Origin of the sequence: Desulfofundulus luciae (genome assembly GCF_030813795.1) — a bacterium.
Taxonomy (GTDB): domain Bacteria; phylum Bacillota; class Desulfotomaculia; order Desulfotomaculales; family Desulfovirgulaceae; genus Desulfofundulus; species Desulfofundulus luciae.
The window spans coordinates 20811-41835 of record NZ_JAUSUX010000008.1 but is presented as its reverse complement, the minus strand read 5'-3'; the positions used below and the strand labels follow the sequence as shown (position 1 = coordinate 41835).

21 protein-coding genes are annotated in these 21025 nt (G+C 55.6%); 4 read left to right on the top strand and 17 right to left on the bottom strand.

The window, feature by feature from the left end; translation table 11 throughout:
• Window positions 1-6 precede the first annotated feature (6 nt).
• The 4 genes from J2Z49_RS06420 to J2Z49_RS06410 all read right to left on the bottom strand — a co-directional run bounded on the left by J2Z49_RS06420 (window position 7) and on the right by J2Z49_RS06410 (window position 4883).
• On the bottom strand, window positions 7-2106 hold the full coding sequence (locus tag J2Z49_RS06420; protein WP_407650059.1) for an FAD-dependent oxidoreductase: 2100 nt from the start codon (window positions 2104-2106) through the stop codon (window positions 7-9).
• The gene (locus J2Z49_RS14830) at window positions 2099-2191 is read right to left on the bottom strand and encodes a hypothetical protein (RefSeq protein WP_407650058.1); all 93 of its coding nucleotides are present in this window, start codon (window positions 2189-2191) and stop codon (window positions 2099-2101) included. Before J2Z49_RS14830 ends, J2Z49_RS06420 begins: the two co-directional genes overlap by 8 nt.
• Before the next feature lie 48 nt (window positions 2192-2239).
• On the bottom strand, window positions 2240-2470 hold the full coding sequence (locus tag J2Z49_RS06415) for a hypothetical protein (protein WP_307401010.1): 231 nt from the start codon (window positions 2468-2470) through the stop codon (window positions 2240-2242).
• Between the two features lie 76 nt (window positions 2471-2546).
• On the bottom strand, window positions 2547-4883 hold the full coding sequence (locus J2Z49_RS06410) for a GGDEF domain-containing protein (RefSeq protein WP_307401007.1): 2337 nt from the start codon (window positions 4881-4883) through the stop codon (window positions 2547-2549).
• Window positions 4884-5271: 388 nt separating this feature from the next.
• Between J2Z49_RS06410 and J2Z49_RS06405 the strand changes: the two genes are divergently transcribed.
• The 3 genes from J2Z49_RS06405 to J2Z49_RS06395 all read left to right on the top strand — a co-directional run bounded on the left by J2Z49_RS06405 (window position 5272) and on the right by J2Z49_RS06395 (window position 6549).
• Window positions 5272-5511: a CopG family transcriptional regulator gene (locus J2Z49_RS06405; RefSeq protein WP_307401005.1), complete on the top strand. Its 240-nt coding sequence runs from the start codon at window positions 5272-5274 to the stop codon at window positions 5509-5511.
• 266 nt (window positions 5512-5777) lie between these two features.
• Window positions 5778-6029 carry an AbrB/MazE/SpoVT family DNA-binding domain-containing protein gene (locus J2Z49_RS06400; protein ID WP_307401002.1) on the top strand — a complete coding sequence of 84 codons (252 nt, stop codon included), beginning with the start codon at window positions 5778-5780 and terminating at the stop codon, window positions 6027-6029.
• Complete coding sequence (locus J2Z49_RS06395; RefSeq protein ID WP_307401000.1) at window positions 6001-6549, top strand: PIN domain-containing protein; 549 nt, start codon at window positions 6001-6003, stop codon at window positions 6547-6549. Before J2Z49_RS06400 ends, J2Z49_RS06395 begins: the two co-directional genes overlap by 29 nt.
• Here J2Z49_RS06395 and J2Z49_RS06390 read toward each other — a convergent pair.
• The 7 genes from J2Z49_RS06390 to nadA all read right to left on the bottom strand — a co-directional run bounded on the left by J2Z49_RS06390 (window position 6542) and on the right by nadA (window position 13885).
• Entirely contained in the window at window positions 6542-7108 is a 567-nt protein-coding gene (locus tag J2Z49_RS06390; RefSeq protein WP_307400998.1) for a YdcF family protein, read from the bottom strand. The genes J2Z49_RS06395 and J2Z49_RS06390 overlap by 8 nt on opposite strands.
• A gap of 996 nt (window positions 7109-8104) precedes the next feature.
• Complete coding sequence (locus tag J2Z49_RS06385; protein ID WP_307400995.1) at window positions 8105-8788, bottom strand: SdpI family protein; 684 nt, start codon at window positions 8786-8788, stop codon at window positions 8105-8107.
• A complete protein-coding gene (locus tag J2Z49_RS06380) occupies window positions 8737-9123 on the bottom strand; it encodes an autorepressor SdpR family transcription factor (RefSeq protein WP_307400993.1) in 387 nt (128 codons plus the stop codon). Before J2Z49_RS06380 ends, J2Z49_RS06385 begins: the two co-directional genes overlap by 52 nt.
• 486 nt (window positions 9124-9609) lie before the next feature.
• A complete protein-coding gene (locus J2Z49_RS06375; protein WP_307400990.1) occupies window positions 9610-10314 on the bottom strand; it encodes a FadR/GntR family transcriptional regulator in 705 nt (234 codons plus the stop codon).
• 122 nt (window positions 10315-10436) lie between these two features.
• Window positions 10437-11282 carry a carboxylating nicotinate-nucleotide diphosphorylase gene (gene nadC / locus J2Z49_RS06370; RefSeq protein WP_307400988.1) on the bottom strand — a complete coding sequence of 282 codons (846 nt, stop codon included), beginning with the start codon at window positions 11280-11282 and terminating at the stop codon, window positions 10437-10439.
• A 77-nt stretch (window positions 11283-11359) separates the two neighbouring features.
• Complete coding sequence (gene nadB / locus J2Z49_RS06365) at window positions 11360-12940, bottom strand: L-aspartate oxidase (protein ID WP_307400985.1); 1581 nt, start codon at window positions 12938-12940, stop codon at window positions 11360-11362.
• Window positions 12941-12961: 21 nt separating this feature from the next.
• Window positions 12962-13885 (bottom strand): quinolinate synthase NadA, encoded by a 924-nt coding sequence (nadA, locus tag J2Z49_RS06360; RefSeq protein WP_307400983.1) that lies wholly within the window; start codon window positions 13883-13885, stop codon window positions 12962-12964.
• A 469-nt stretch (window positions 13886-14354) separates the two neighbouring features.
• Between nadA and J2Z49_RS06355 the strand changes: the two genes are divergently transcribed.
• On the top strand, window positions 14355-15848 hold the full coding sequence (locus J2Z49_RS06355; RefSeq protein WP_307400980.1) for an SLC13 family permease: 1494 nt from the start codon (window positions 14355-14357) through the stop codon (window positions 15846-15848).
• A 175-nt stretch (window positions 15849-16023) separates the two neighbouring features.
• Here the strand turns inward: J2Z49_RS06355 and J2Z49_RS06350 are convergent, their stop codons facing one another.
• The 6 genes from J2Z49_RS06350 to J2Z49_RS06325 all read right to left on the bottom strand — a co-directional run bounded on the left by J2Z49_RS06350 (window position 16024) and on the right by J2Z49_RS06325 (window position 20841).
• Window positions 16024-17736: an FAD-binding protein gene (locus J2Z49_RS06350; RefSeq protein ID WP_307400978.1), complete on the bottom strand. Its 1713-nt coding sequence runs from the start codon at window positions 17734-17736 to the stop codon at window positions 16024-16026.
• A gap of 37 nt (window positions 17737-17773) precedes the next feature.
• Window positions 17774-18493, bottom strand: a complete 720-nt coding sequence (locus tag J2Z49_RS06345) for a succinate dehydrogenase/fumarate reductase iron-sulfur subunit (RefSeq protein WP_307400975.1) — start codon at window positions 18491-18493, stop codon at window positions 17774-17776.
• 25 nt (window positions 18494-18518) lie between these two features.
• On the bottom strand, window positions 18519-18890 hold the full coding sequence (locus J2Z49_RS06340; protein ID WP_307400971.1) for a hypothetical protein: 372 nt from the start codon (window positions 18888-18890) through the stop codon (window positions 18519-18521).
• Window positions 18863-19237 carry a succinate dehydrogenase, cytochrome b556 subunit gene (gene sdhC / locus J2Z49_RS06335; protein WP_013824244.1) on the bottom strand — a complete coding sequence of 125 codons (375 nt, stop codon included), beginning with the start codon at window positions 19235-19237 and terminating at the stop codon, window positions 18863-18865. Before sdhC ends, J2Z49_RS06340 begins: the two co-directional genes overlap by 28 nt.
• A gap of 101 nt (window positions 19238-19338) precedes the next feature.
• The gene (locus J2Z49_RS06330; protein ID WP_166349322.1) at window positions 19339-19926 is read right to left on the bottom strand and encodes a FumA C-terminus/TtdB family hydratase beta subunit; all 588 of its coding nucleotides are present in this window, start codon (window positions 19924-19926) and stop codon (window positions 19339-19341) included.
• Between the two features lie 15 nt (window positions 19927-19941).
• Window positions 19942-20841 carry a fumarate hydratase gene (locus tag J2Z49_RS06325; protein WP_013824246.1) on the bottom strand — a complete coding sequence of 300 codons (900 nt, stop codon included), beginning with the start codon at window positions 20839-20841 and terminating at the stop codon, window positions 19942-19944.
• Between the last annotated feature and the right edge of the window lie 184 nt (window positions 20842-21025).

The window sequence follows — 21025 nt, the reverse complement described above, 5'->3', positions numbered from 1 at the left end:
GTTAATTTACCTTTCCGGATTAACGGCGTCGGCAGCCAGGGTGCCGGAGATGACCACCGCCTCGATGCCCGCCCCCGGAAAAACGCCGGCGCCGGCCAGGTAGAGCCGCTCCACGGGGCTTTTGGCCGGCGGCCGCCACTGACCGGCGGCGGGACCGTAGATGGCGCCGCCCGTCGTCCGGGCATAGCGGGCGAACGTGGCCGGGCTGGCCTCCTCCCGGAAGACGATGTGCTCCCGCAGGCCGGGCAGCACCCGTTCGGCCAGGGCGATCAGCGCGTCGCCGAACTCTCTTTTGCGCCGGGCATAGCCGGGCATCCGGCGGTCCCAGGTTGTTGCCTCCGCCCGGGGAACCAGGGTCAGCAGGGTGATGGCGGCATGTCCGGGCGGCGCCAGGCCGGGATCGACCCTGGAGGGAGTCATTATGCCAAGCCCCCGGCCGTCTACGGTGTGAACCAGGGTGACCGGCTCCAGGTCCGGTACGAAGTCGACGCCCAGGAAGACCGCAAAAGCCGAAGTAGAGAATTCCAGGTCTTCAATGCGTCGCACAAAGTCGGGCAGTAGATGTTCCCGCCCCACCAGTTCCAGGAAGGTCTTGCGGACGTCGGCGCCTGCGATGACGGCCCCGGCACGGTGTACTTGTCCGCCGGCCAGGATTACGCCCGCGGCCCGGCCTCCTTCGATGAGGATGCGCTCTACGGGTGCGCGCAGGAGTACCCGGCCGCCGTGCGCCTCGATCACGTCTGCCAGCACGTCGGCAAGGGCCTGGGAGCCACCCACAGGGTAGTAGCCGCCGTCGAAGTAGTAGCCGAAAAGGGGGGCCATCTGGGCGGCGGTGAGTGCTTCCGGCCGGTCGCCCAGGTAGCCCGTCAGGAGGAGCAGGAACCGTTTCAGAGATGCATTCTGGAAAAACCGCTCCAGCATGACCGTATAGGGAAGGTCCATCCAGCGGAAGGCATACGGGTGGGTGCGCGGGTAGGCCAGCATCTCCCCCGGCGTGCGCGGCGGGCACGGCACGCCGCCGGTGCGCTCCACGCCGGCGTAGAGGTCGCGGTAGATGCCCTCCATCTCGGCGAAAAAGGCAGCTATAGCCTCCCGTTCCGCGGGAAAGCGCGCCTGCAGAGCCCTGACCAGTTCCTCTGCCGTGCCGGGCACCTTGAGCCGGAAGCCGGGCAGCACGTATTCGTGGCCCACCCGCCGCCATTCCAGCCGGTCGCCGATTTCCAGCCGGCGCAAAAGATTGGTCAACGGGCCGCGCGGCCCCAGCCCGCTGATGTCGTGCACCCCCGCGTCGAAGACGTAGCGCAGCCGCTCGCCGTCCCGCCGCACGTGCCGCTCCCACGAGGTGCAGAAGCCGCCCGGCCGGTGGTGCTGCTCTGCCACCAGCACTTTCAGGCCCCGCCGCGCCAGGAGGGCCGCCGCCGTAAGGCCGCCGATGCCGGCGCCTACGACGATGACGTCGTGTTCGGCTTCACCGGCCGGCCGTGTGGGGCCGAAGACCGGGTCCGGCCACCGGTACGGCTCGCGGGCAGCTATTTCCCGCGCCAGAATGTGCCTGGGGTACCAGGTGGGGAAGAAAAGGGAAAAAGCGATGCCGGCCCCGATGGCGGCGTTGGGGACGACCACGGTGAGCCAGAGGCGGGCCTCCGGCCAGGCAAGCGCCAGCACACCCAGCGCGGCGTTGAAGGTGAAAATCGCGCCCCAGACTGCCGTAATCAGGGCGTTGGTGCGGTAAAAGAGGGGATGGCGCCAGTATTCGCGCGGCCAGTCCTCGCAGGCGTACTGGTAGGTGAATGGCGAACCGGCAAGGAGCGTCCCCCAGGCCATCACCGCCAGGGCAGCGCCGGCCAGCACGGCACTGCAGGTCTTAAAAAGTGGGGAACCAAGGACGACGGTCACCGCAAAATGGGCAACAAAAAAAGCAAGCGTCACCAGCTCCATCGTCTTGACCTGCCGCTGCTGGAAGCGGTAGGCGTTTAAGACCAGCGCGGCGGTCAGGCCGGCCGTCACCGCCTCCGTCCATAGGCCGGGACCCGAGAGCGCCCAGTACAGGATCCAGGGGATAAAGCCGATGAAAATCCAGACCGTGCCGGGTATTTTCTTACCCATGGGCCTCGTCCTCCTGCATGACCGCGGCCAGGGCGGCGTCGCACCAATCGACGGCCATCCGGGCGAAGCGGCGGCCGAATTCCAGGGTAAAGGACCAGTAGCGGGCGTTCTCACGCGCTCCGGTAAGGTCCGCCTAGTGATGGATCAGCGGGGATAATCGATCGATTGCCGCACCCCAGGTTAATCGAGATTTTGACGCCGGACGGCACATTTCCTCTGACCGTAAGTACTCTTCGTCCACGGCGGCAAAGACGCTCCGGAGCCCGGCAAAGGAGTGCCGTCCGGCCCTGCCCGGGCAGGGACATTCATCTGCGGTACGCCGCACTACTCCGGGATGCAATGATGGGCACAAGAAAAGGCCCATACAACTCACCTGCCGGTCATTTCTCCTGGGGTTGCGGCATTTCCCTGGCCTGCAGGGCTTCGGACGGCAGTTTTTCTTAATCAACCCTGGACCTGCGGTCTTTTACGTAAACGCTACCCGGCAGGGACTTGGCGTAGCGTTTGAGCTGAGCCGCCTTTTCCGAAAATTTTTTCTGGTCGTACAGGCAATCGCGGCCAGTGCATTCAACAATGGCCATGGATATAGAAATTAAAGGGAAAAAAGTCTCCCCGCCGCTCCGGTCGCAGCCGCGTATTCCTCCCGCCGCACGGTCCTCCGGGTCGTAAAAGCGGCGGATCAGCCGGTCGAAATACCGCGCAATTTTTGCGCATAAAATCTCTGCCTTTTCCGGAACGGTTATGATGATAAAGTCATCGCCCCCGATGTGGCCGATGAAATCATTTCTGGCGCCGAACTTTTTTACGACACTGCTCAGGAGAGCGGCGGTAAACAAAATCACCCGGTCACCGCTTTCAAAGCCGTACCTGTCGTTATAAGACTTGAAATGGTCCAGGTCCAGGTAGATCACCGCGCAGTCCTCATTTTCCCTGGCCCGCCTGGACAGTTCCTGCTCGATGGCTATATTCCCCGGCAATCCGGTCAGCGGGTTGGCGCCCCTGGCCATTTCCAGCCGGATTCTGGTCATGGTATCAAGTAAAGTCTGGACCGATACAACCCCTTTTAACATCTGATTTCTTGTAACAAAGATATAGTCGTAGAGCTTGAGCCTGTTCCGGTTCATGGCAACCTGGGAGACTATTTCAATGGGAGTGTCTTCCTCCACCACCAGGGGGGAAGTGTCCATCAGCGATGTTATCGGGCGCTCGAAATACAGGGGTACCCCGTACTGTATCCCCAGGTAGCGGTCCAGGCGGTAGCGCATCACCAACCCCACGGGTTTTCCCTCTTCTACCACCACCACTCCATCAAGCAGGTCATTTTCTTCCAGTATTTTTTTAACTTCGCGAACCAGACAGTCTTTGCGGACACTTACGGCGTTTTCCGTGATTTCTCCTACCGGGAAGGCATGCTTCCAGGCCCTGTTGCGCCGGCCGGAAGCCAGCCGGAGCACTTTAACCTCCACAGTCTCATCCAGGTAGGCTTTCGGGAATACCGGCCTCCCCAGGAAGTAGCCCTGGCCGTAGTGGGCGCCGATACTGGCAAGGGTGGTCAGTTCTTCCCCGGTTTCTATGCCCTCGGCAATAATGGCACAGCCGATTTTTTCGGCAAAGGTTATAAATGTTTCCAGCAGGGCCCTCTTGGTAGAGTTAAGGTTGATGTCCCTGACCAGGGACATGTCTATTTTAATGAAGTCGGGCCTGATTTCCGCAATGGACTGCAGGCAGGAAAATCCGGAGCCGGCATCGTCCACGGCCACCATATAGCCCTGGCTGCGGTAATGTTCCAGGGTTTTGTTAAAATTGGGAAAGTCCTTGATGCAGTGCCGCTCGGTAATTTCAAACACGATGCTGGAAGGTTTGAGGCCCATCTCCCCGATCAGCCTCATGGTCTCTCCCCTGACGAAATGGGGGTCGCTGATGGTGCGGGGGTGGATGTTCAGGAAGAGCTTCTGGTCCGGCCCCAGGTCCCCGAGGTTTTCCAGGGCCAGCCGGCGGCAGACCCTTTCCAGGGGATAGAGCAGCCCGGCTTTCTCAGCAAATGAAAAAATAATATCGGGGCTGCGGAAATAGCTCTCCCGGGGCCCCCTGGTCAGGGCCTCCCAGCCCAGGATACCGCCGGAACGCAGGGAAACTATGGGCTGGTAGACGATCTCAAACCGGGCCTGATCGAGAATTTCCCTGAACTCGGATAAGAGCATGGCCGTCTCCAGGCTGATGGAACCCCTGGCCATCCCCTGGGCCTCGCGCAGCGCCGTATAAAGCTGGCTCTCCACGTTTTCCGCCTTAAAACTGAGGACGGCGTACCCCACGTGGATGTCCGGTTCCCCACCGGTAATTTTCAAATACTCCTGCTTTATCCTTTCCCTGATGCCGATGCGGGAAGTGACGGCTATTTTCTGCAGCTCACCGTGCTCCGGCCAGCCTTCCATCGCCATCAGGACGACAAAGTCGTCACCCCAGAGATTTTCCACGGCAAGGATTTCGATACCGGGGAAAATTTCAGGTATTTCTCTTTCCAGGCTTTTTTTAAACATGGCCAGGATTTTCGAGGCAGCCTGAAAGCCGCTCACCTGCTCCACCTCGTGGAATTTCACCAGGTCAAAATAAAGGAGCACCACCGGCCTTGACTTCTGGAGGTTTTCCCGAACCTTTCCGGCCAGGCCGGGGTCCTTCAGGCTGTGGTTCCGGAATATGGTCCTTCTTTTAACGCCGGGAAAAGAAAAGAACCTGGAGGCGGCTTCCCAACCCTTGATTATCCCGGAGATCACGGCCACTCACCCGAACTTTTTAATACAAGCTTATTGCAGCAAGTTTAAGGTATTATTACTTTTCCAAAAAAGAAAAGCAAATTTCCGGTTAAATTTTCTTTAATCCCCCGGCCTGCAGGCCGTCCGCAACCCCTTGACCCCCCTCCCTGCCATCCCGGTAAACCTGCTTTCCCGTTGATATCGAAAAAGTGGTACCAGTGGCCCTGGATTTTGCCAAAAAGGATAAGCACACCGTTGTCATGACAAAGGTAACAGCTCTGCACTTCCTTCAATGCTGAACGGAATACCCGCAACAGGGATTTTTCATCTACCCCTCTGATCTGGGAAATTATGCCGGGCGACTTGATTTACCACGTAACTAAGTGATACACTTAGTTACGTAGTGGTGGAGGATGTGGAGTACCAGAATGTTACCCTTTCGCTACCTAAGGAAGTGCTGCGCCGGGCAAAACATATCGCTATTAAGCGGGGGACCCCGCTCTCCGGTCTTCTCACCTACCTGCTCGAGGAACTCACGCGCAGGGAAGACGAGTACCGCAGGGCAAAGGAGTACCACCTGGCCATGCTGGACGAGTTTGACCTGGCGACGAAGGGAAACGCCACGTGGACCAGGGGCGATCTCCATGACCGGTAAAAATGGCGACCGGCAGGTAGACGGATGGCTGTAAAGACACAGCATAACCTGGCAGCTTTCGCGGGCCTATCCCCCAAAAGGGAGATTTTTACCCGCAGGCCTCTTGAGGGTGTTAATGGCAAATGTGGTCGGTTTTTCGGCCACCGCTGGCGGGATATGGGGTGGTTCTAGTGGCAGATCTTCATTTAGAAGATGCTTTATAAGTTAGAGGTTTTGCTTTACAATACACAAAAAGTAAACCTTTTGTCTCATGGAGGTAAAGTTTAGTGTTCGCTAAGATTTCAAAAAAAGGCCAGATTACTTTGCCTGCCGAGGTCAGGAAACTTTTGAACCTCCGTCCCGGGGCGCACGTCCGGTTCGTGGTCGAGAAGGATGCCGCCCGGATTCTCCCCGCCGAAGGGGGAATCGAGACACTCAAAGGCGCCGTTAAAGTTTCAGCGCCGCAGGATTTCAAAGCCGCCCGCCATAAAGCAATGGAGGAACGCAGCCGTGAGAAAAGTGCGCGCACTCGACGCTAACGTTATCCTCCGCTTTCTGACTAATGATGTTCCGGAGCAGGCAAACCGTTGCGCTGAGCTATTGAAGCGGATTGAAGCCGGTACCGAAGAAGTCTGGTTGCCCGACCTAGTCCTGGCAGATATTATCTGGACCCTGGAAAAATTTTATAAACAACCTAAGAAACAGATCCGTGAGCTGCTCATCCCCATTCTCAACCTGCGTAGCTTACGCTTTTCGAGCAAGAAAACGGCTCAAAAGGCCCTCCAACTTTACGTAGAAAAGAACCTCGATTGGACCGATGCTGTTATCGCCGCGCAGATGCTTGCCCGCAAGCAGAGCGAGATTTATTCGTATATAAACTGGAAGGTGTTACCCGGCTTGAACCTTGAGAGGTCTGTGGAATACGAGGACACCGAACACTACCGTCTTACCCGCGACTTTTTGAACAACCGGGCACGTTTCTTCCGCCATAGCCTCCTTATCCTGGAATTTTCGCCTTCCAGTACCTTTTTTCATCCTCAACTCGGCCGGTTCACTTGAAAGTTGCAACCAGGTTGGCCATTGCCTCGCGAAATACCATAGGCGGTCTGAACATGGCAGTTTCATGAACCCCGGCACCGTAAGCTTTAATTCCCAGCCGATGGGCTTCCTTCATGGCCCGGAGCAAGTGAAAATCGTGGGTAACAATAATGGCACTGTTCCAGCCATGTTCCCGCATGATTTTAAGGGCACCCATCAGGTTTTCCCGCGTGTTCCGGGAGCAAACCTCCGCATAAACAATATCAGCAGGTATACCTAGCGCTATAATAGTTTGCTTGGCCGCGGTCCCCTCGGGGGTAGGGTTTAAATGGCCCACTCCGCCGGTAGTGATGATAGCCCGGGCGTACCCTTGACGGTAAAGCCTTTCTGCCAGGGTGATTCGTTCGAATAAAGCAGGACTGGGGCCGTTCGGCCACACGGCGGCGCCCAGCACGATGATAACATCGGCTTTTTGCGGCTGGGTTTTTCGCCCGTACCATTCAACGTAGCCGTACAGGCCCCCCAGCGTTAACGAGGCAGTGGAAAACAACATCAAGGTAATCAACGTAATTTTTTTCATGAACGCCCCTCCGCTTTCAATAGTATAGAAATTAAAGGCGTTTTACAACATGGCAAAAGGTTAAGTAAGGCAAGTCTGACCTGCTGATACCCCCCTTCGGCCCTACCCAGTTCAGCAGCTTTTCCCCGTCAATTTTATTCACATGGGCCAGGCCAAAACCAGCCCCCGAAGCCAATTCAATATTAACGCTTGCGGAAGCCGTAGCCGGATTGCTGCCTGCCGGCTCCCGATCAACCAGCAGAGACTGCCTGAGCAGTTCGACACCCTTAACGGAAACCGCCGTTAATACGACCTATCACTGATCTGGTACCGCCACCTTCGCCAGCGAAGATTGGGAAGTACACCGATTTCCAGCACCCCGTACAAAACCACCAGCAACCCTGGAAAAACCAGCAACCACCAGGGCCAGGTCAATTTTAGGACAACAAACACCCTGAGGCTTGTAGCCAAAAGCCCTAACACTACCGTTTTGATTGTCCCGTGAATTCTCCAAACCTTTATTGAGGCGGAACTGAACCGGATACTGAAACGTGTACCAGCAGTGAGAAGAAAAAACCTCGCCGGTGCGGGACCGGGGGCTCGATAAGTTAATAAGTTAAGTGCCTGGCACCACTGCTGGACCACTCCTTGACCCCCATCCCTGCCATCCCGGTAAACCTGCTTTCCCCTGGTGGATTAAATGTAGTGAAGGGAGGGTGATTGCCATTTCTAAGAAACGCCTGTTTGCTAGGATAGCAGTTTTGGTCCTGGTATTACTAGGTGGTCTTATCTGGCAAGCCCTGTTCACAAGTCGAGATGTATCCCTGACTTACCACAAGCCATACTCTGAGCTAAAAGACGAACTACTGTATGCCCGCATTATCGATATGACCAGTAACGCACACGAGACAGTTGGGCTCATAAGGGACAAAGAGAAGTTATTGGAACTTTAGACCAGCAATCCACCACCGCCCGCCCTATTCGCCGCCGGCCACTCATCCTTCCCGGCAAGAGAGACTAGTTCCTCAGCCGCCTGAAAATAGCGTACGAGTAGATCACCGGCGCCAGCCCCATCACGGCCACGCACGCGAAAAACACGTACGCGCCTGCGGGCGAACGCACCGGTGCCAGAACGAGACAGATCAGACCGCCCAGCACCCACACTTTGGCCGCGAGGCGGTGGGTGCGCCGCCAGACCTCCGTGCTGGCCAGGGTCCAGGGTGTCCGGATGCCGACAAAGAAATTGGGTTGTACCTGTCCCATAACATTGCCAACGACGACAAAGAGGAGAGCAACGCCGCCTTTAACCAACAGGCCTATATCCAAGCCGTACCCGAGGGCTGCCGCCGTAGCCGCAGCGTAAATGCCGGCCATAAAGAGCACCAGGCTCCAGCGCAGCAACCGGTAAACACCATCAAAACGGGCGTAATTCTCGCGCCACGGGTCGACCAAGGGCATCACCAGCATCAGCGCGTAAAGGCCGCAAGTCAAAAGCGGTGCGAAGAAGGCCCCATAGGCCCGCGAGCCGTAGCGGTCCACCTCGCCCCGGATGTTCCAGTGAACGGGCACCTGCTCTGGAAGCATAGGGTAAAGGAAAAATCCCGCAATAATGAGCCCCGCCAGGATTACCCACAGCGGCCAGTCCGGCTTTAAGGTCTTCCAGTTGAGGGAATAACCTTCGCTTTTATTCTCTTTCCGCACGCTTTACCACCCTCCCGTTCATCCCTACCGGCTTTCCGCTTCCCGACCGCCTTACCCGCCTCCTTTCGCCCCCTCCCCTCCATAACCGCCAGAAACCAGGCCGCCGTCTCCTGGAAAACGGTCGTGTTCAGGGAGTAGTAAATGTGCTGGCCCTTCCGGTAGTCCTGCACCAGGTTGGCCTGCTTGAGCACGCCCAGGTGGTGGGAGATGGTCGGCTTGGTCAGGTCGAACCGTCCGGCGATTTCCCCCGCCGTGCGGTCGCCTTCCCGCAGGAGCCGCAGGATTTCCCGTCGCGTTTCGTCCGCCAGGGCTTTGAAAACCAAACTTAACATCATTGTCCACCTGCCAGCCGCGCAAACGGCTATTTATATTTAGATATTTAGAAAAACATCTAACTATCCACTAACACCACTCTACCATACCGCAGAGACAATTGCAATACTAAACCTGCCCCGCAGGAGTAGCATTCCGAATTCGGCGGTTCGCGGTTTATGGTACTTAGGTAAGCGCGTCGGCCTCTCGACCGGCCGCTCTTCTCGACGCGGACGCTCCGCCGGGTGCAGCTTTTCTGATCCGGCCACAAGCATCTCTCCTGCCTTCACCACGCTCAAGTGCTGCAGGGGCAGAAGCGCGGCAGACCCAACAGGGCGGCTGCGCCGGCTATGGTGGTGCCGTAAAAAATCGCCGGGCACCCAGCCAGGCGGCAAACTGCCTGAATTCGTCCCGGCTCAGGTTCCTTAACCCGCCGGCCAGTTTCCACAGGACATGAGGCGGGGCCGGGGAGCTCGATAAGTTAATAAGTTAAGTGCCTGGCACCGTACTTAAATGCGCAGGCCTTTTTCCACCTTGTCCAGGTGGTCGAACATGGCCCGGCGGGCGTCCTGATCCCGGCCTTCTTTAATGGCCAGGAAAATGGCTTTATGCTCGTTTAACAAGCGCTGGGGCGTACCGGGCGTCATATAAAGCTGCATGCGGGCCGTACGCAGCACTCTCTGCATGGTGCCGGCAATGGTGTTCATCAGTTCTACCAGCAGGGAATTGTGGGTGGCTTCCGCTATGGCATAGTGGAATTTCCAGTCGGCCTTTTCCCCCAGGTCCCCGGCTTTAATATCGGCCTCCATCTGGGCCAGGGCCTCCTCCATAAGGGCCAGTTCCTCCGGGGTATGCCTCAAAGCGGCCAGGCCCGCCGACTCTACCTCCAGTATCTTGCGCAATTCCATCAGTTCTTCCGTGGTGTCCCGGTCCATTATTAATACCAGCGAGAGAACGTTGATCAGAGCCTGGGGTTCCACCCGCCGCACAAAGGTGCCCTCACCCGGCCGTATTTCCAGTATTCCCATGGCTTCCAGGGCACGGAAGGCTTCCCGTACCGCCGAACGGCCCACCTGGAGTTTTTCGGCCAGCTCCTTCTCCGAGATCAGCTTATCCCCGGGATTTAATACCCCTTCGGCAATTAATTGCTTCACCTGATCAATTATTTCCTCGTAAATTTTCCTGGGCTTTATTGGTTTTAAGGCATCGTACACAGCCCCCACCTCCCCGCCTTTTACCGTTTTCTGAAAGGGTCACCAAACTATCCGGGCGGCGGTCGTCCCCTGTCTGCCCGGTGCAACGGGCGGGCGCCGCCCTTTTCATTTTTGCAGTTATTCTACAGGGGCTTCATTTCTCCTACATCCAGGCTGATGTCCAGCGAGCGGGCGGAATGGGTAAGCGCACCCAGGGAAATGAAATCCACTCCCGTGCGGGCAACCTCCACAATGTTCTGCTCGTTAATCCTTCCCGATGCCTCCAGGTAAGCCCGGCCGGCTGCGAGCTCCACCGCCCGGGTCATGGTGGGAATATCCATGTTATCCAGCATGATGATGTCGGCCCCGGCGGCAAGGGCCTCTTCTACCCCGGTCAAATCTTCAACCTCAACCTCCACCTTCATGGTATGGGGTATGTTGGCCCTGGCCAGCTCCACCGCCCGGGTGATACTCCCGGCCACCTTGATGTGGTTATCCTTGATCAAAACGGCGTCATACAGGCCAAAGCGGTGGTTCAGGGCTCCCCCCACCCGCACGGCGTATTTTTCCAGGATACGCAGACCGGGGGTAGTCTTACGCGTGTCCACTATCTTGGCCTTGAAATCCCGGATGAGCTCCACCAGCCGGGCGGTATAGGTGGCAATGCCCGACATGCGCTGCAGAAGGTTCAGGGCCACCCGCTCACCGCTCAAAATGGCCCGGGCCTCCCCCTCCACCCGGGCCAGGAGCTGTCCTGCCTGGACCCTTTCCCCCTCCCGCACCCGAATTTGAAAGGAGATGTCCGGTGAAAGCCGGCGGAAAACGGCCCCGGCCACGGGCAGGCCGGCCACCACTCCCGGTTCTTTGGCATGAATAAACCCGATGGTGGTGTAATCCGGTGGTACGATGCTGCTGGTGGTCACATCGCCGGTGCCTATATCCTCCTTGAGCACCCGGTCGATCAGATCTTCTAGAACGATGTTCTGCATGTCTCATCCCCCTATAATTTAAGGATGTAATAAGGGACTGCAACTCAATTGCCTGGTCAAAGCATGAACCAAACCTCTTAGCGGCGCAGGATAACATGCTTCAGCCACAAGTCCCGGGGTTGGGGGTAATCCAAACGATAATGGCCTCCCCGGCTTTCCGTACGGATCAGCGCTGCCTGGGCAACCAGCTGCCCGACCGCGAGCATATTCCACACTTCCATTTCCTCTATGCTCCGGGCCTGGTATCCGGCCAGATAAGACCAATCCTCAAAGAAAGCCAGGGCCTTTTCCAGCCCTTCCGCCGTACGGACGGGCCCCACATATTTCCCCATCACACTTTGTATTTCCTGACGCAAACGAGCTGCATCCACTTCAGGGGCATCAGCCAGCTCCCGGTAGCAGAATTCCGGATGCCCATGGCGTCGCGGGGGCAGGCTGTTTACCCGCTCCACAATACGGCCTCCGAAAACCAGACCGTCCAGCAGGGAATTGCTGGCCAGGCGGTTGGCGCCGTGTACTCCCTGGCAGGCTACCTCGCCGCAGGCGTAAAGCCCTTCAATACTGGTTTCCCCATAAAGGTTGGTTTTTACTCCCCCCATCATGTAGTGGGCCGCCGGAGCCACGGGAATGGGGTCTTTGGTGACGTCCAGCCCGTAAGAGGCGCAGGTGCGGCTGATGGTGGGGAAGCGCTGCTGGACCATGGCCGGGTCCAGGTGGGAAAGATCGAGGAAAACCCTGTCTGATGCGGTACTGCCCATCTCCTTGAGCATGGCCCGCACCACCACGTCCCGGGGGGCCAGCTCCGCCAGTTCGTGATAACGGGGCATAAACCGTTCCCCGTAACGATTCCGCAGGTAAGCTCCCTCGCCCCGCACGGCTTCGGAAATGAGAAAGGGAGGTGCTCCGGGAAGGCTCAAGACGGTGGGGTGGAATTGAATGAACTCCATATCCATAACTTCCGCGCCGGCCCGCCAGGCCATGGCAATACCGTCCCCCGTGGCCACCGCGGGATTGGTACTGTGTTCAAAAAGCTGGCCCAGCCCGCCGGTGGCCAGCACTACCGCCCTGCCCCAGAAGACCTTGAGCTCCCCCGAGGAACCGTCCAGGGCGAGCACGCCGTAACAGATGTTATCCTGTACCAGAAGGTCCACCGCAAAATGGTTTTCCCGCACATCAATGTTTGGAGCCAGGCGTGCCTGCCCGGAAAGCACCCGCTGGATTTCCGCCCCGGTGGCATCCCCGGCGGCATGGAGAATGCGCCTCCGGCTGTGGGCCCCTTCCCGGGTAAGGGCCAGTTGACCGTTTTCCCGGTCGAACTGTGCCCCCATGTCAATCAATTCCCGCACCCTGTCGGGGCCCTCATTGACCAGCACACTCACCGCCTCGGGATCACAAAGCCCCGCCCCGGCGGCCAGGGTATCCTTTAGATGCAGGGCCGGAGAATCGGAATGACCCAGGGCGGCGGCAATACCTCCCTGGGCCTTATCGGTGTTGCTATCCTCCATGGTGTACTTGGTCAGCACCACCACCCGCCGGTTAAGACGGCTGGCTGCGTACGCAGTATACAACCCGGCTATGCCACTGCCCAGGATTACATAGTCCCAATTTTCCTGGGGCAGCTGCCGGGTATCGAAGTTGACCAGATATCTGCCGGTCAATTGTAGATCCCTCCTGTGGAATCAGGTCACCGCCAGCATCCGTTCCAGGGAACGCAGTGCTCTTTCCCGGATCTCCGGCGGTACCGTCACCCGCGGCTCCAGGGTAACCAGTGCCCGGTGCACCTTCTCCAGGGTGGTGGCCTTCATGTTTGGACAAATTAACTTATCGGAAGCCAGGTAAAACTCCTTGTCCGGGCATTGTTTGCGGAACTGGTGTAAAATACCAGCTTCCGTACAAACAATAAATTCCCTGGCGTCACTTTCCCGGGCAAAGCGGATCATACCCGTGGTGCTGGCCACGGCATCAGCCAGGTCAATCACTTCCGGGCGGCATTCCGGGTGAACCAGTACCAGGGCGTTGGGGTGGGCTTCCCTGGCGGCCAGCACATCTTCAGCAAACAGCTTGTCGTGGGTGTTACAATAACCTTCCCAGAGGTGAATTTTCCGCCCCGTCTGCCTGGCCACGTATTGCCCCAGGTTCTCGTCGGGGATGAAAAGTACCGGCCGGTCCTCCGGCAGTGAGGAAACGATCTTCACCGCATTGGCACTTGTGCAGCACACATCGCTTTCGGCCTTAACGGCAGCCGAGGTATTCACGTAACAGACCACTGTGGCCCCGGGGATTTCTTTTTTCCTCTCCCTCAGGGCTTCCACGGTCACCATATCGGCCATGGGACAGCCGGCTTTGATCTCGGGCAGGAGCACAATTTTGTCGGGCGACAAAATGGCCGCACTTTCGGCCATGAAGTGGACGCCGCAAAAAACAATGACTTCCGCGTCGGTTTTGGCGGCCTGCTGGGACAGTCCCAGGGAATCCCCCACAAAATCGGCAATTTCCTGTACCTCCGGGCGCTGATAGACGTGGCTTAAAATTACAGCCCGTCGTTCTTTTTTCAATCGTTTAATTTCTTCAGATAAGTAACGAATTTTATCTTCATTAGACATAGTTTCACTCCTTAACCATTTCAACCATGACTATTCAGAGCAAAAACCACATCCTACCATGGCGCCCACGGAAAAATAACCGCAAAAAGCAACCGAAAGTGTCTACAATCATGAGATAATTCTAACCACAGGCGTTGAGAATTGTCAAGAGCCAGGTCATTCGGGGATAAAATCAAGATACTGTAGGATTTTTTAAACCCCCCCGATTTATAAGCAAACGGCAACCCGAAATAACAATATTTACCATAGCACTTTTCTGCCATGTTGGGCGATAATCTTTTCTTAATTATCCAGGCGGCCTTGACGGCCACCCCGCACGTGGTTAAGTAAAAGTCCCGTCGGGGCGACTCCGGGAAACATGCTACGTGGCTGGCATACTGAGCGTTGTTCAGCAAAAGATAACCGGCTTCCTGTTCAATTATTGCCACTATATACTGTATATGTTAATATTAACTAAAGGAGGATGATCATGGTCTATTTAACTTTAAAATTGCCTGGTCCGTTAATAAGGCTTTTCGACAGGAGATACGTTGGAATTTACGTATCGTCGCTGGCGTTCCTTATTCTTATCAACGTGCAGTTTCCGGACACCATAAGCCCGCTGGGGGCTAGGCTGACCGCCGTGCTGGCAAGCATGCTAATTATCTGGGTAACCGAATCGGTGGATTACTCCACCAGCGCCTTTTACCTGATAGGGATATTCACCCTGGCCCTGGCGGACTGTCCCGACCCGGCAGGCAACGGAAAACCCATCGGTACCAGGGAAGCACTGGCCATGTCTTTGAGCGGGTTTGGTTCGGAGGCCTGGATATTGGTAACCGCGGCTCTCATCCTGGCTTCGGCGGTTAAGGAGAGCGGCCTGGGCGAGCGCATCGCCTACTGGATTCTGCTGGCCGCCGGCCCCAAGCCGAAAAACATCCTGCTGGGAATGCTGCTGATGTCCTACCTGACAAGCATCTTTATTCCGGCCCAGGCGGCCAACGCGGCTTTAATGTGCACCGTCGGGCTAAGCATCATGGAGATATACAGGATAGACAAAAGCGACAACTTCGCCAAGGCGGTCATGCTCATCGTGGCATTCGGCACGGGCATTGCCGGCCTGGGCATACAGACATCGGGGGCGCCCACCATACAAACTGCGAACTACCTGGCGGAAGCTGGATACCCGGTCAAGTGGTTGTCCTGGACCATTTACGGAATGCCCTTTTCCATCGTCGCCGGCCTGGTATTGTATATCCTGATTTGTTCAAGGTTCCCCACCAAAAAACTGCCCGGCGAAATCGCACTAATCAGGCAAAAACTGGCGGCCATGGGCCCCGTGTCGGCCCGGGAACTGAAACTGGCGGCCATTATGCTGGCCACCACTGCGCTCTGGGCCAGCGAACACAAGCTACACAACATAGACAGCAGTACGGTTTCGGTTTTGGCAGTGATGACCCTGTTCCTGCCCTTTAACAACATTACCACCTGGGACCGGCTGGTCAAGAACATCAACTGGGGTATCCTGTTTCTTTTCGGCGCCGCCATCTCCCTGGGACAGTGGCTGTTAAAAAGCGGCGCTGCCTCCTGGATGGCCCAGAACACCATTAGCCTGCTCAACCTGCAAAAACTAAGCCTGCTCCCCATTGTAGCCGTATCGGTGGTCTTTTTTTCACTGATGTCGCTTGTCTTTTCGGCCAGGGCGGCAGCGGTGGCCGCCCTGGTCCCGGTGGCCATAGGATTTGCCGAAAGCTTTGCCCGGTCCCACGGTGTAACGGTGTGGGGCTGCACCCTTATGTTCTATTATGCGATCCAATATTCCGTCTTGCTGCCAGTGAATACTCCCATGTCTATGATCGCTTACTCCACCGAGACCTTTTCTGCCAGGGAAATGCTGCTCACCGGCGCACCATTGATCGTAGTCCTGATGCTGATCACCCTTGTTTTCGCAAAAACCTACTGGCACTGGCTGGGCCTTGTTTAGCGACATCAGTCAATTGCCCGTGGCGGTCAACGAGTTGTATAATGTGAGTTGTATAAAGTATTAACAACCCACTCAATACTAAATTGATGGGATTAGATTAAGCATTTAAAGGGGGTGCATTTATCCAGAATGCACCCCCCACCTGTCCACAGGTAAATAAGCGGAATGCTTTAACCTACTTCGCTACCACATCTTCCGGACGGAGACGGGTGAGCTTTACCGGGCGTGTTTCTATGAAATATCCATCTCCTTTTTTGCGCATAAAGATGTTGCATAACCAGTTCTGGTTATCGGTTTCGGGAAAATCTTCACGGTAATGGGAACCGCGGCTTTCTTTTCTATATAGGGCGCTTGCCGCCACCAACTGGGCTACCACCAGCTGGTTTCGCAAATTGAGTATTTCGTTTAAAGCCAGGTTGTAGCCCCGCAAAGAACCGGTGGGAAGCTTGGCCCTTTCCACCTCTTCTGACATTTCGGCCAATCTTTTCAGTGCCTGCTCCAGCTTCTGCCCGGTGCGCACTACGCCTACTTTCTCCCACATTAAGTTTTTGAGCTCATCCCGCAATTGATACACATCGGGACCGTCCGCGTGTCCAAAAAATTTGAGCACATTATTGGTGAACATCTTTACCTGGACCTGATCAACGGGAACCCAATTCTGGCTTTGGGCAAATTCGGCAGCCGCATCTCCCGCCCGAGCACCGAAAACCGTCGAGTCGGCAATGCCATTACCGCCCAGGCGGTTTGCTCCATGCACCCCGCCGGCATCTTCCCCGGCCACAAATAACCCTTTCAAGGAACTGTAACAATTGACATCAATCCTAACTCCACCCATCTGGAAGTGGGCCGTAGGGCTAACTTCTACCGGTTCCCTGGCCAGGTCCTTGCCAATGTCCCTTACCCGCTCGCACATGCCGGGAAACTTGCTTTCCACAAACTCGGCGCCCAGGTGGGACATGTCCAGCAGAACACCACCGGCCGGAGTTCCCCGCCCGGCCATTATTTCCATATAACCGGCCCGGGCTACCCGGTCACGGGTGGAACGCTCCAGTCTCTCCGGGTCATAGCGCTCCATGAACCGCTCTCCGATGGCATTGTAGAGACGGCCGCCAGCCCCCCGCAGGCCTTCCTCCAGCACGCTGCCGCTCAACCTGGACTTACCTGCCAGCAGCCCGGTGGGGTGGAACTGTAACATTTCCATATCCACAAATTCCGCCCCGGCACGCCAGCACATGGCCATTCCGTCACCGGTTTTGTCAAAAGAGGGGGCAGAAATTTTATACATGGAGGCACTGCCGCCGGTGGCCACAATTACCGCTTTAGCGTTGACCACGATGAACTGGCCCGTGCGAATATTCATCAGCAGGGCCCCAACCACCCGGTCCCCATTGCTGTTGGTTAACAGTTCAAGACCTCGTGTTTCTTCGAGTACGGTAATATCGCGCGCAAAAACCTGATCCGTCGCCCGAGCAATAATTTCTATGCCGGTCAGGTCGCCCCGGTGTACCGTCCGGTCGAAGGATTGCCCGGCAAAGGGCTTTTGGTGAATACGCCCGTCTTCCCGCCGGTCGAAAAAGCAGCCAATTTTGGTTTCCATTTCATGAATACGTTTTGGGGCGTCATTTACTAAAGTCCAGGCCAGTTCCTGGTTGTTGATAAACGCACCGCCCTTAATGGTGTCCTTAAAATGCAGTTCCACAGAATCTTTAGGGTCCAGTACCACGTTGTAGCCACCCTGCACCATGCGGCTGCACCCGCATTTACCGATCAGCCCCTTCGTGGCCAGCACAATCTTAAGCCGCGGGTTGCTGTCGTAAGCATGGAGGGCGGCAAACAATCCGGCACCCCCACTACCCAGGATTAATATATCGGCTTTAATTTCTTCCATAAGAAATACATACCCCCTTTGTTGAAACCACCGATCTTTATCCTCTGAAAAGCCCCAATCGCTTGAATACACACCGTTTCTTCAGTTGCTGGATGGCCTGGGTGGGGACAATTTTCTTGGGACACACTTCCGCACAGTTAAACTGGGTGTGACACCGCCAGACGCCTTCGGATTGTTCCACAATGACCAGCCGCTCACGAGTTGCAGCGTCGCGCTTATCGGCAATGAGGCAATAAGCTCTGGTCAGGGCAGCAGGTCCCAGGTAATGGGGATCGGTGGCCACCATGGTACAAGCTCCATAGCACGCCCCACAGGTAATACATTCCAGCATGTAATCGATTAATTCCCTTTCTCCGGAATCGGGCTTGCAAATTACCGGCTCTTTTAGATCTTGTTTGGGAATCAGGTAGGGCTTTATTTTCTTATATTTTTCAAAGAAAGGTTCCATATCTACGGCCAAATCCCTGATAATGGGTAAATTAGGAAGGGGCATAATGGTGATATCCTTTGTCCCCAGGGAACTGACCTGGGTCCGGCAGGCCAAACGGGGCCGGCCGTTGATATACATGGCGCAGGAACCGCACATACCTATACGGCAGGAACACCTGTAGGCCAGAGTGGGATCGTGGTAATTCTGTATGTTCATCACCACGTCCAGTACGGCCATGTTGGGAAACTCTTCTATCTTAAAGGTATCAAACCTGGGCACCTTATCTGTCTCAGGATTGAATCGGAACACCTTAACATTAAGAGTCAATTTCCAGCATCCCCTTTCGTCCCTATTAGACGAACTGCCAGAGGGAATATATGCCCATAATAAACAGGCCTACCCCCACCAGCAGCAACACGAAGGTTATCGAACGGGATCTTACGTTAAAATCTTCCAGAACGTTGTGCAACCCATTTAGCGCATGAAATAATCCGAAGGCCAAAAGAAGGGAATCCACCGTTAAGAACAACGCCGTCTGCAGTCGCCGGGCTGCATCGGCATAGACCAGGATTTCACCGGGATTCTGATAATGCAAGATCCAGAAGTGCACCCCCAGCACCAGAATTAAAAAGAAAGCGGTTATGCGCTGAAAGAGCCATGTCCATCCGCTCAACATTTCATCACGCTCCCTAACGGCTAAAAGATTTCCGGCAATACCCGCCATAACAGGAATAGATAAATAACCAGCCCTGCAGCCATCAGGACCCAAAAAATCTCTTTCTGGCGGTTAAATCCTATGCCAATGTCAAACAATAAAATTCTTATCCCATTTAAACCATGATAAAGAACTGCGGCAGCCAGCAGCAGATCCAGTATTAAAAACAATGTACTGCCCATCAGGAAACCGAGCACACTATTAAAGGTCTCCGGTCCCCGCAGCAGGGAAGTACCCATCAGCACTATGTGCAAGATAATGTAAAAAACCAGTGCCAGCCCGGTAATCCGGTGGAACAACCAGGCCCACATGCCTACGGTATCCCACACCTGGCTTCTGTTTTTAAAGGTATACATTCTTCCACACGCTCCTGCTTGTTATTTGGAAACCTAATGTAACGGCATTTATTGCAGGTGGGCACCCTTTCTCCGGGGCGCCCACCCTGCGCCAAAGTTGGTCAAACGCCAAGCCTCTTATAAATATCCGCAAGCTTGTCCCGTGCCCGGGCCTTTACCTGGTAGTACATATTGTTACCCTCCGAGTCCATTGCTACGATAAGAGGGCCGAAATCCCTAACCCGGAACTTCCAGATGGCCTCAGGCATTAAATCTTCCCACCAAACTCCTTCAATAGCCTGGATCTTTTCCGTCTCCCAGGAAGCAGCGCCACCTACAATAGCCAGGTAACAACCACCGTATTTTTTCATGGCCTCCATGCTGGCTTCCATCATTCCCGCCTTACCGATGATTGCCCTCACCCCATACTGGCCCATTAGACCGGGAGTAAACCGGTCCATGCGGGAGCTGGTGGTAGTCCCAATGCAAACCTTTTCGTACCCGCCGTTTACCTTGCGCACGTTGGGTGCGGTATGAATACAGGCAGCACCGGTAAGATCGACCGGAGGCGGAACATTGTGCTCAAACATGCGTATGAGGTTGGCGTCCCTTATACCGAAGATAGTGCCTTCTAAAAAGACTGTATCGCCGACCTTCAGCTTCCGGACATCTTCTTCCGACAAGGGCGTGGTCAGTCTGTACTCGGCCATGGTTATCCCTCCTTCTTAATACCCGAATTCCACCCGGCCATAGGCATCAATTTTCGCCCTGGCTCTTCTCGCCGGCCAGCACTGGATATTGACAGCCACCGGATTCTGGGTTATATGGGTATAGGCGTATTCAATGTTTAAGGCCAGGGCCGTGGTTTTTCCTCCCAAACCCATAGGCCCAATACCTAACTGATTAACTGCTTCGAGTAATTCTTCTTCCAGGGCCGCAATGTCGGGGTCGTCATTCCGTGAACCTAAGGGACGGGTTACGGCAGCCAGCTTGGCCAGCTTGACGCAGAGGTCGGCCGTACCTCCCAGTCCCACGCCTATCACAAACGGCGGACAGGGGTTGGCTCCTGCTTCCAGCACACTATCGATAATAAATTTCTTGACTCCCCGGATGCCCTCGGCAGGGATCAGCATCTTGAGAAAACTCATGTTCTCGGAACCGGAACCCTTGGGCACCATTAAGATCTCCAGGGTATCGTCATCTTTAACGAAATCCAGATTGATTAAGGGAATGCGATAACCAGTACTGGTCTGGTGGTTGGTTCTCTTAATTGGATGACAGACGCTGGAGCGCAGTGGGTGCTCTACGGTAGCCCTTTCGGTACCGCGAACGATGGCCTCCTGCAGGCGCGGGATGTCAATATTAAGACGGCTGCCCACCTTTACAAAGTAAAGGGGGATACCTGTATCCTGGCAGAGCAGACGCTGCTTGTCATCGGATATGGCAATGGCTTCTAACATGGTGGATAAGACTTTCTTGGGAGTATCTTCCGTTTCTGTCTCATAAGCCTTTTGAAGGGCCTGCCGCACATCGGGGGGCAAGTCTTTAAGGGCTTTAATATAGAGACTTTTCGCCGTGTCCTCAACGATGGAATAAAGTTCCCCGTTAACAGATGCGGTTGTCATAAATTAGCCCACCTCCCAAAATTTAATGAATAATGAATTTTTAAGCTTGTCCATATTACCTCGGGCTCCCACCTCCCTTTAGATCATTTTCTCGGAGCCCTCTGGGGCGGTCGAGCTACTGAAAATTTATCGCTGATATTCCCTCTTCCCTGAGGGAACAATGATATGATATGTAAGGTCTTAC

Excerpts from the sequence above, each read along its gene's own strand:
- J2Z49_RS06420 (WP_407650059.1), bottom strand. The coding sequence starts at position 2,106 with ATGGGTAAGAAAATACCCGGCACGGTCTGGATTTTCATCGGCTTTATC.
- J2Z49_RS06415 (WP_307401010.1), bottom strand. The coding sequence starts at position 2,470 with ATGGGCCTTTTCTTGTGCCCATCATTGCATCCCGGAGTAGTGCGGCGT.
- J2Z49_RS06390 (WP_307400998.1), bottom strand. The coding sequence starts at position 7,108 with ATGAAAAAAATTACGTTGATTACCTTGATGTTGTTTTCCACTGCCTCG.
- J2Z49_RS06380 (WP_307400993.1), bottom strand. The coding sequence starts at position 9,123 with ATGATGTTAAGTTTGGTTTTCAAAGCCCTGGCGGACGAAACGCGACGG.
- nadC (WP_307400988.1), bottom strand. The coding sequence starts at position 11,282 with ATGCAGAACATCGTTCTAGAAGATCTGATCGACCGGGTGCTCAAGGAG.
- nadA (WP_307400983.1), bottom strand. The coding sequence starts at position 13,885 with ATGTCTAATGAAGATAAAATTCGTTACTTATCTGAAGAAATTAAACGA.
- J2Z49_RS06355 (WP_307400980.1), top strand. The coding sequence starts at position 14,355 with ATGGTCTATTTAACTTTAAAATTGCCTGGTCCGTTAATAAGGCTTTTC.
- J2Z49_RS06350 (WP_307400978.1), bottom strand. The coding sequence starts at position 17,736 with ATGGAAGAAATTAAAGCCGATATATTAATCCTGGGTAGTGGGGGTGCC.
- J2Z49_RS06340 (WP_307400971.1), bottom strand. The coding sequence starts at position 18,890 with ATGGCGGGTATTGCCGGAAATCTTTTAGCCGTTAGGGAGCGTGATGAA.
- sdhC (WP_013824244.1), bottom strand. The coding sequence starts at position 19,237 with ATGTATACCTTTAAAAACAGAAGCCAGGTGTGGGATACCGTAGGCATG.
- J2Z49_RS06330 (WP_166349322.1), bottom strand. The coding sequence starts at position 19,926 with ATGGCCGAGTACAGACTGACCACGCCCTTGTCGGAAGAAGATGTCCGG.
- J2Z49_RS06325 (WP_013824246.1), bottom strand. The coding sequence starts at position 20,841 with ATGACAACCGCATCTGTTAACGGGGAACTTTATTCCATCGTTGAGGAC.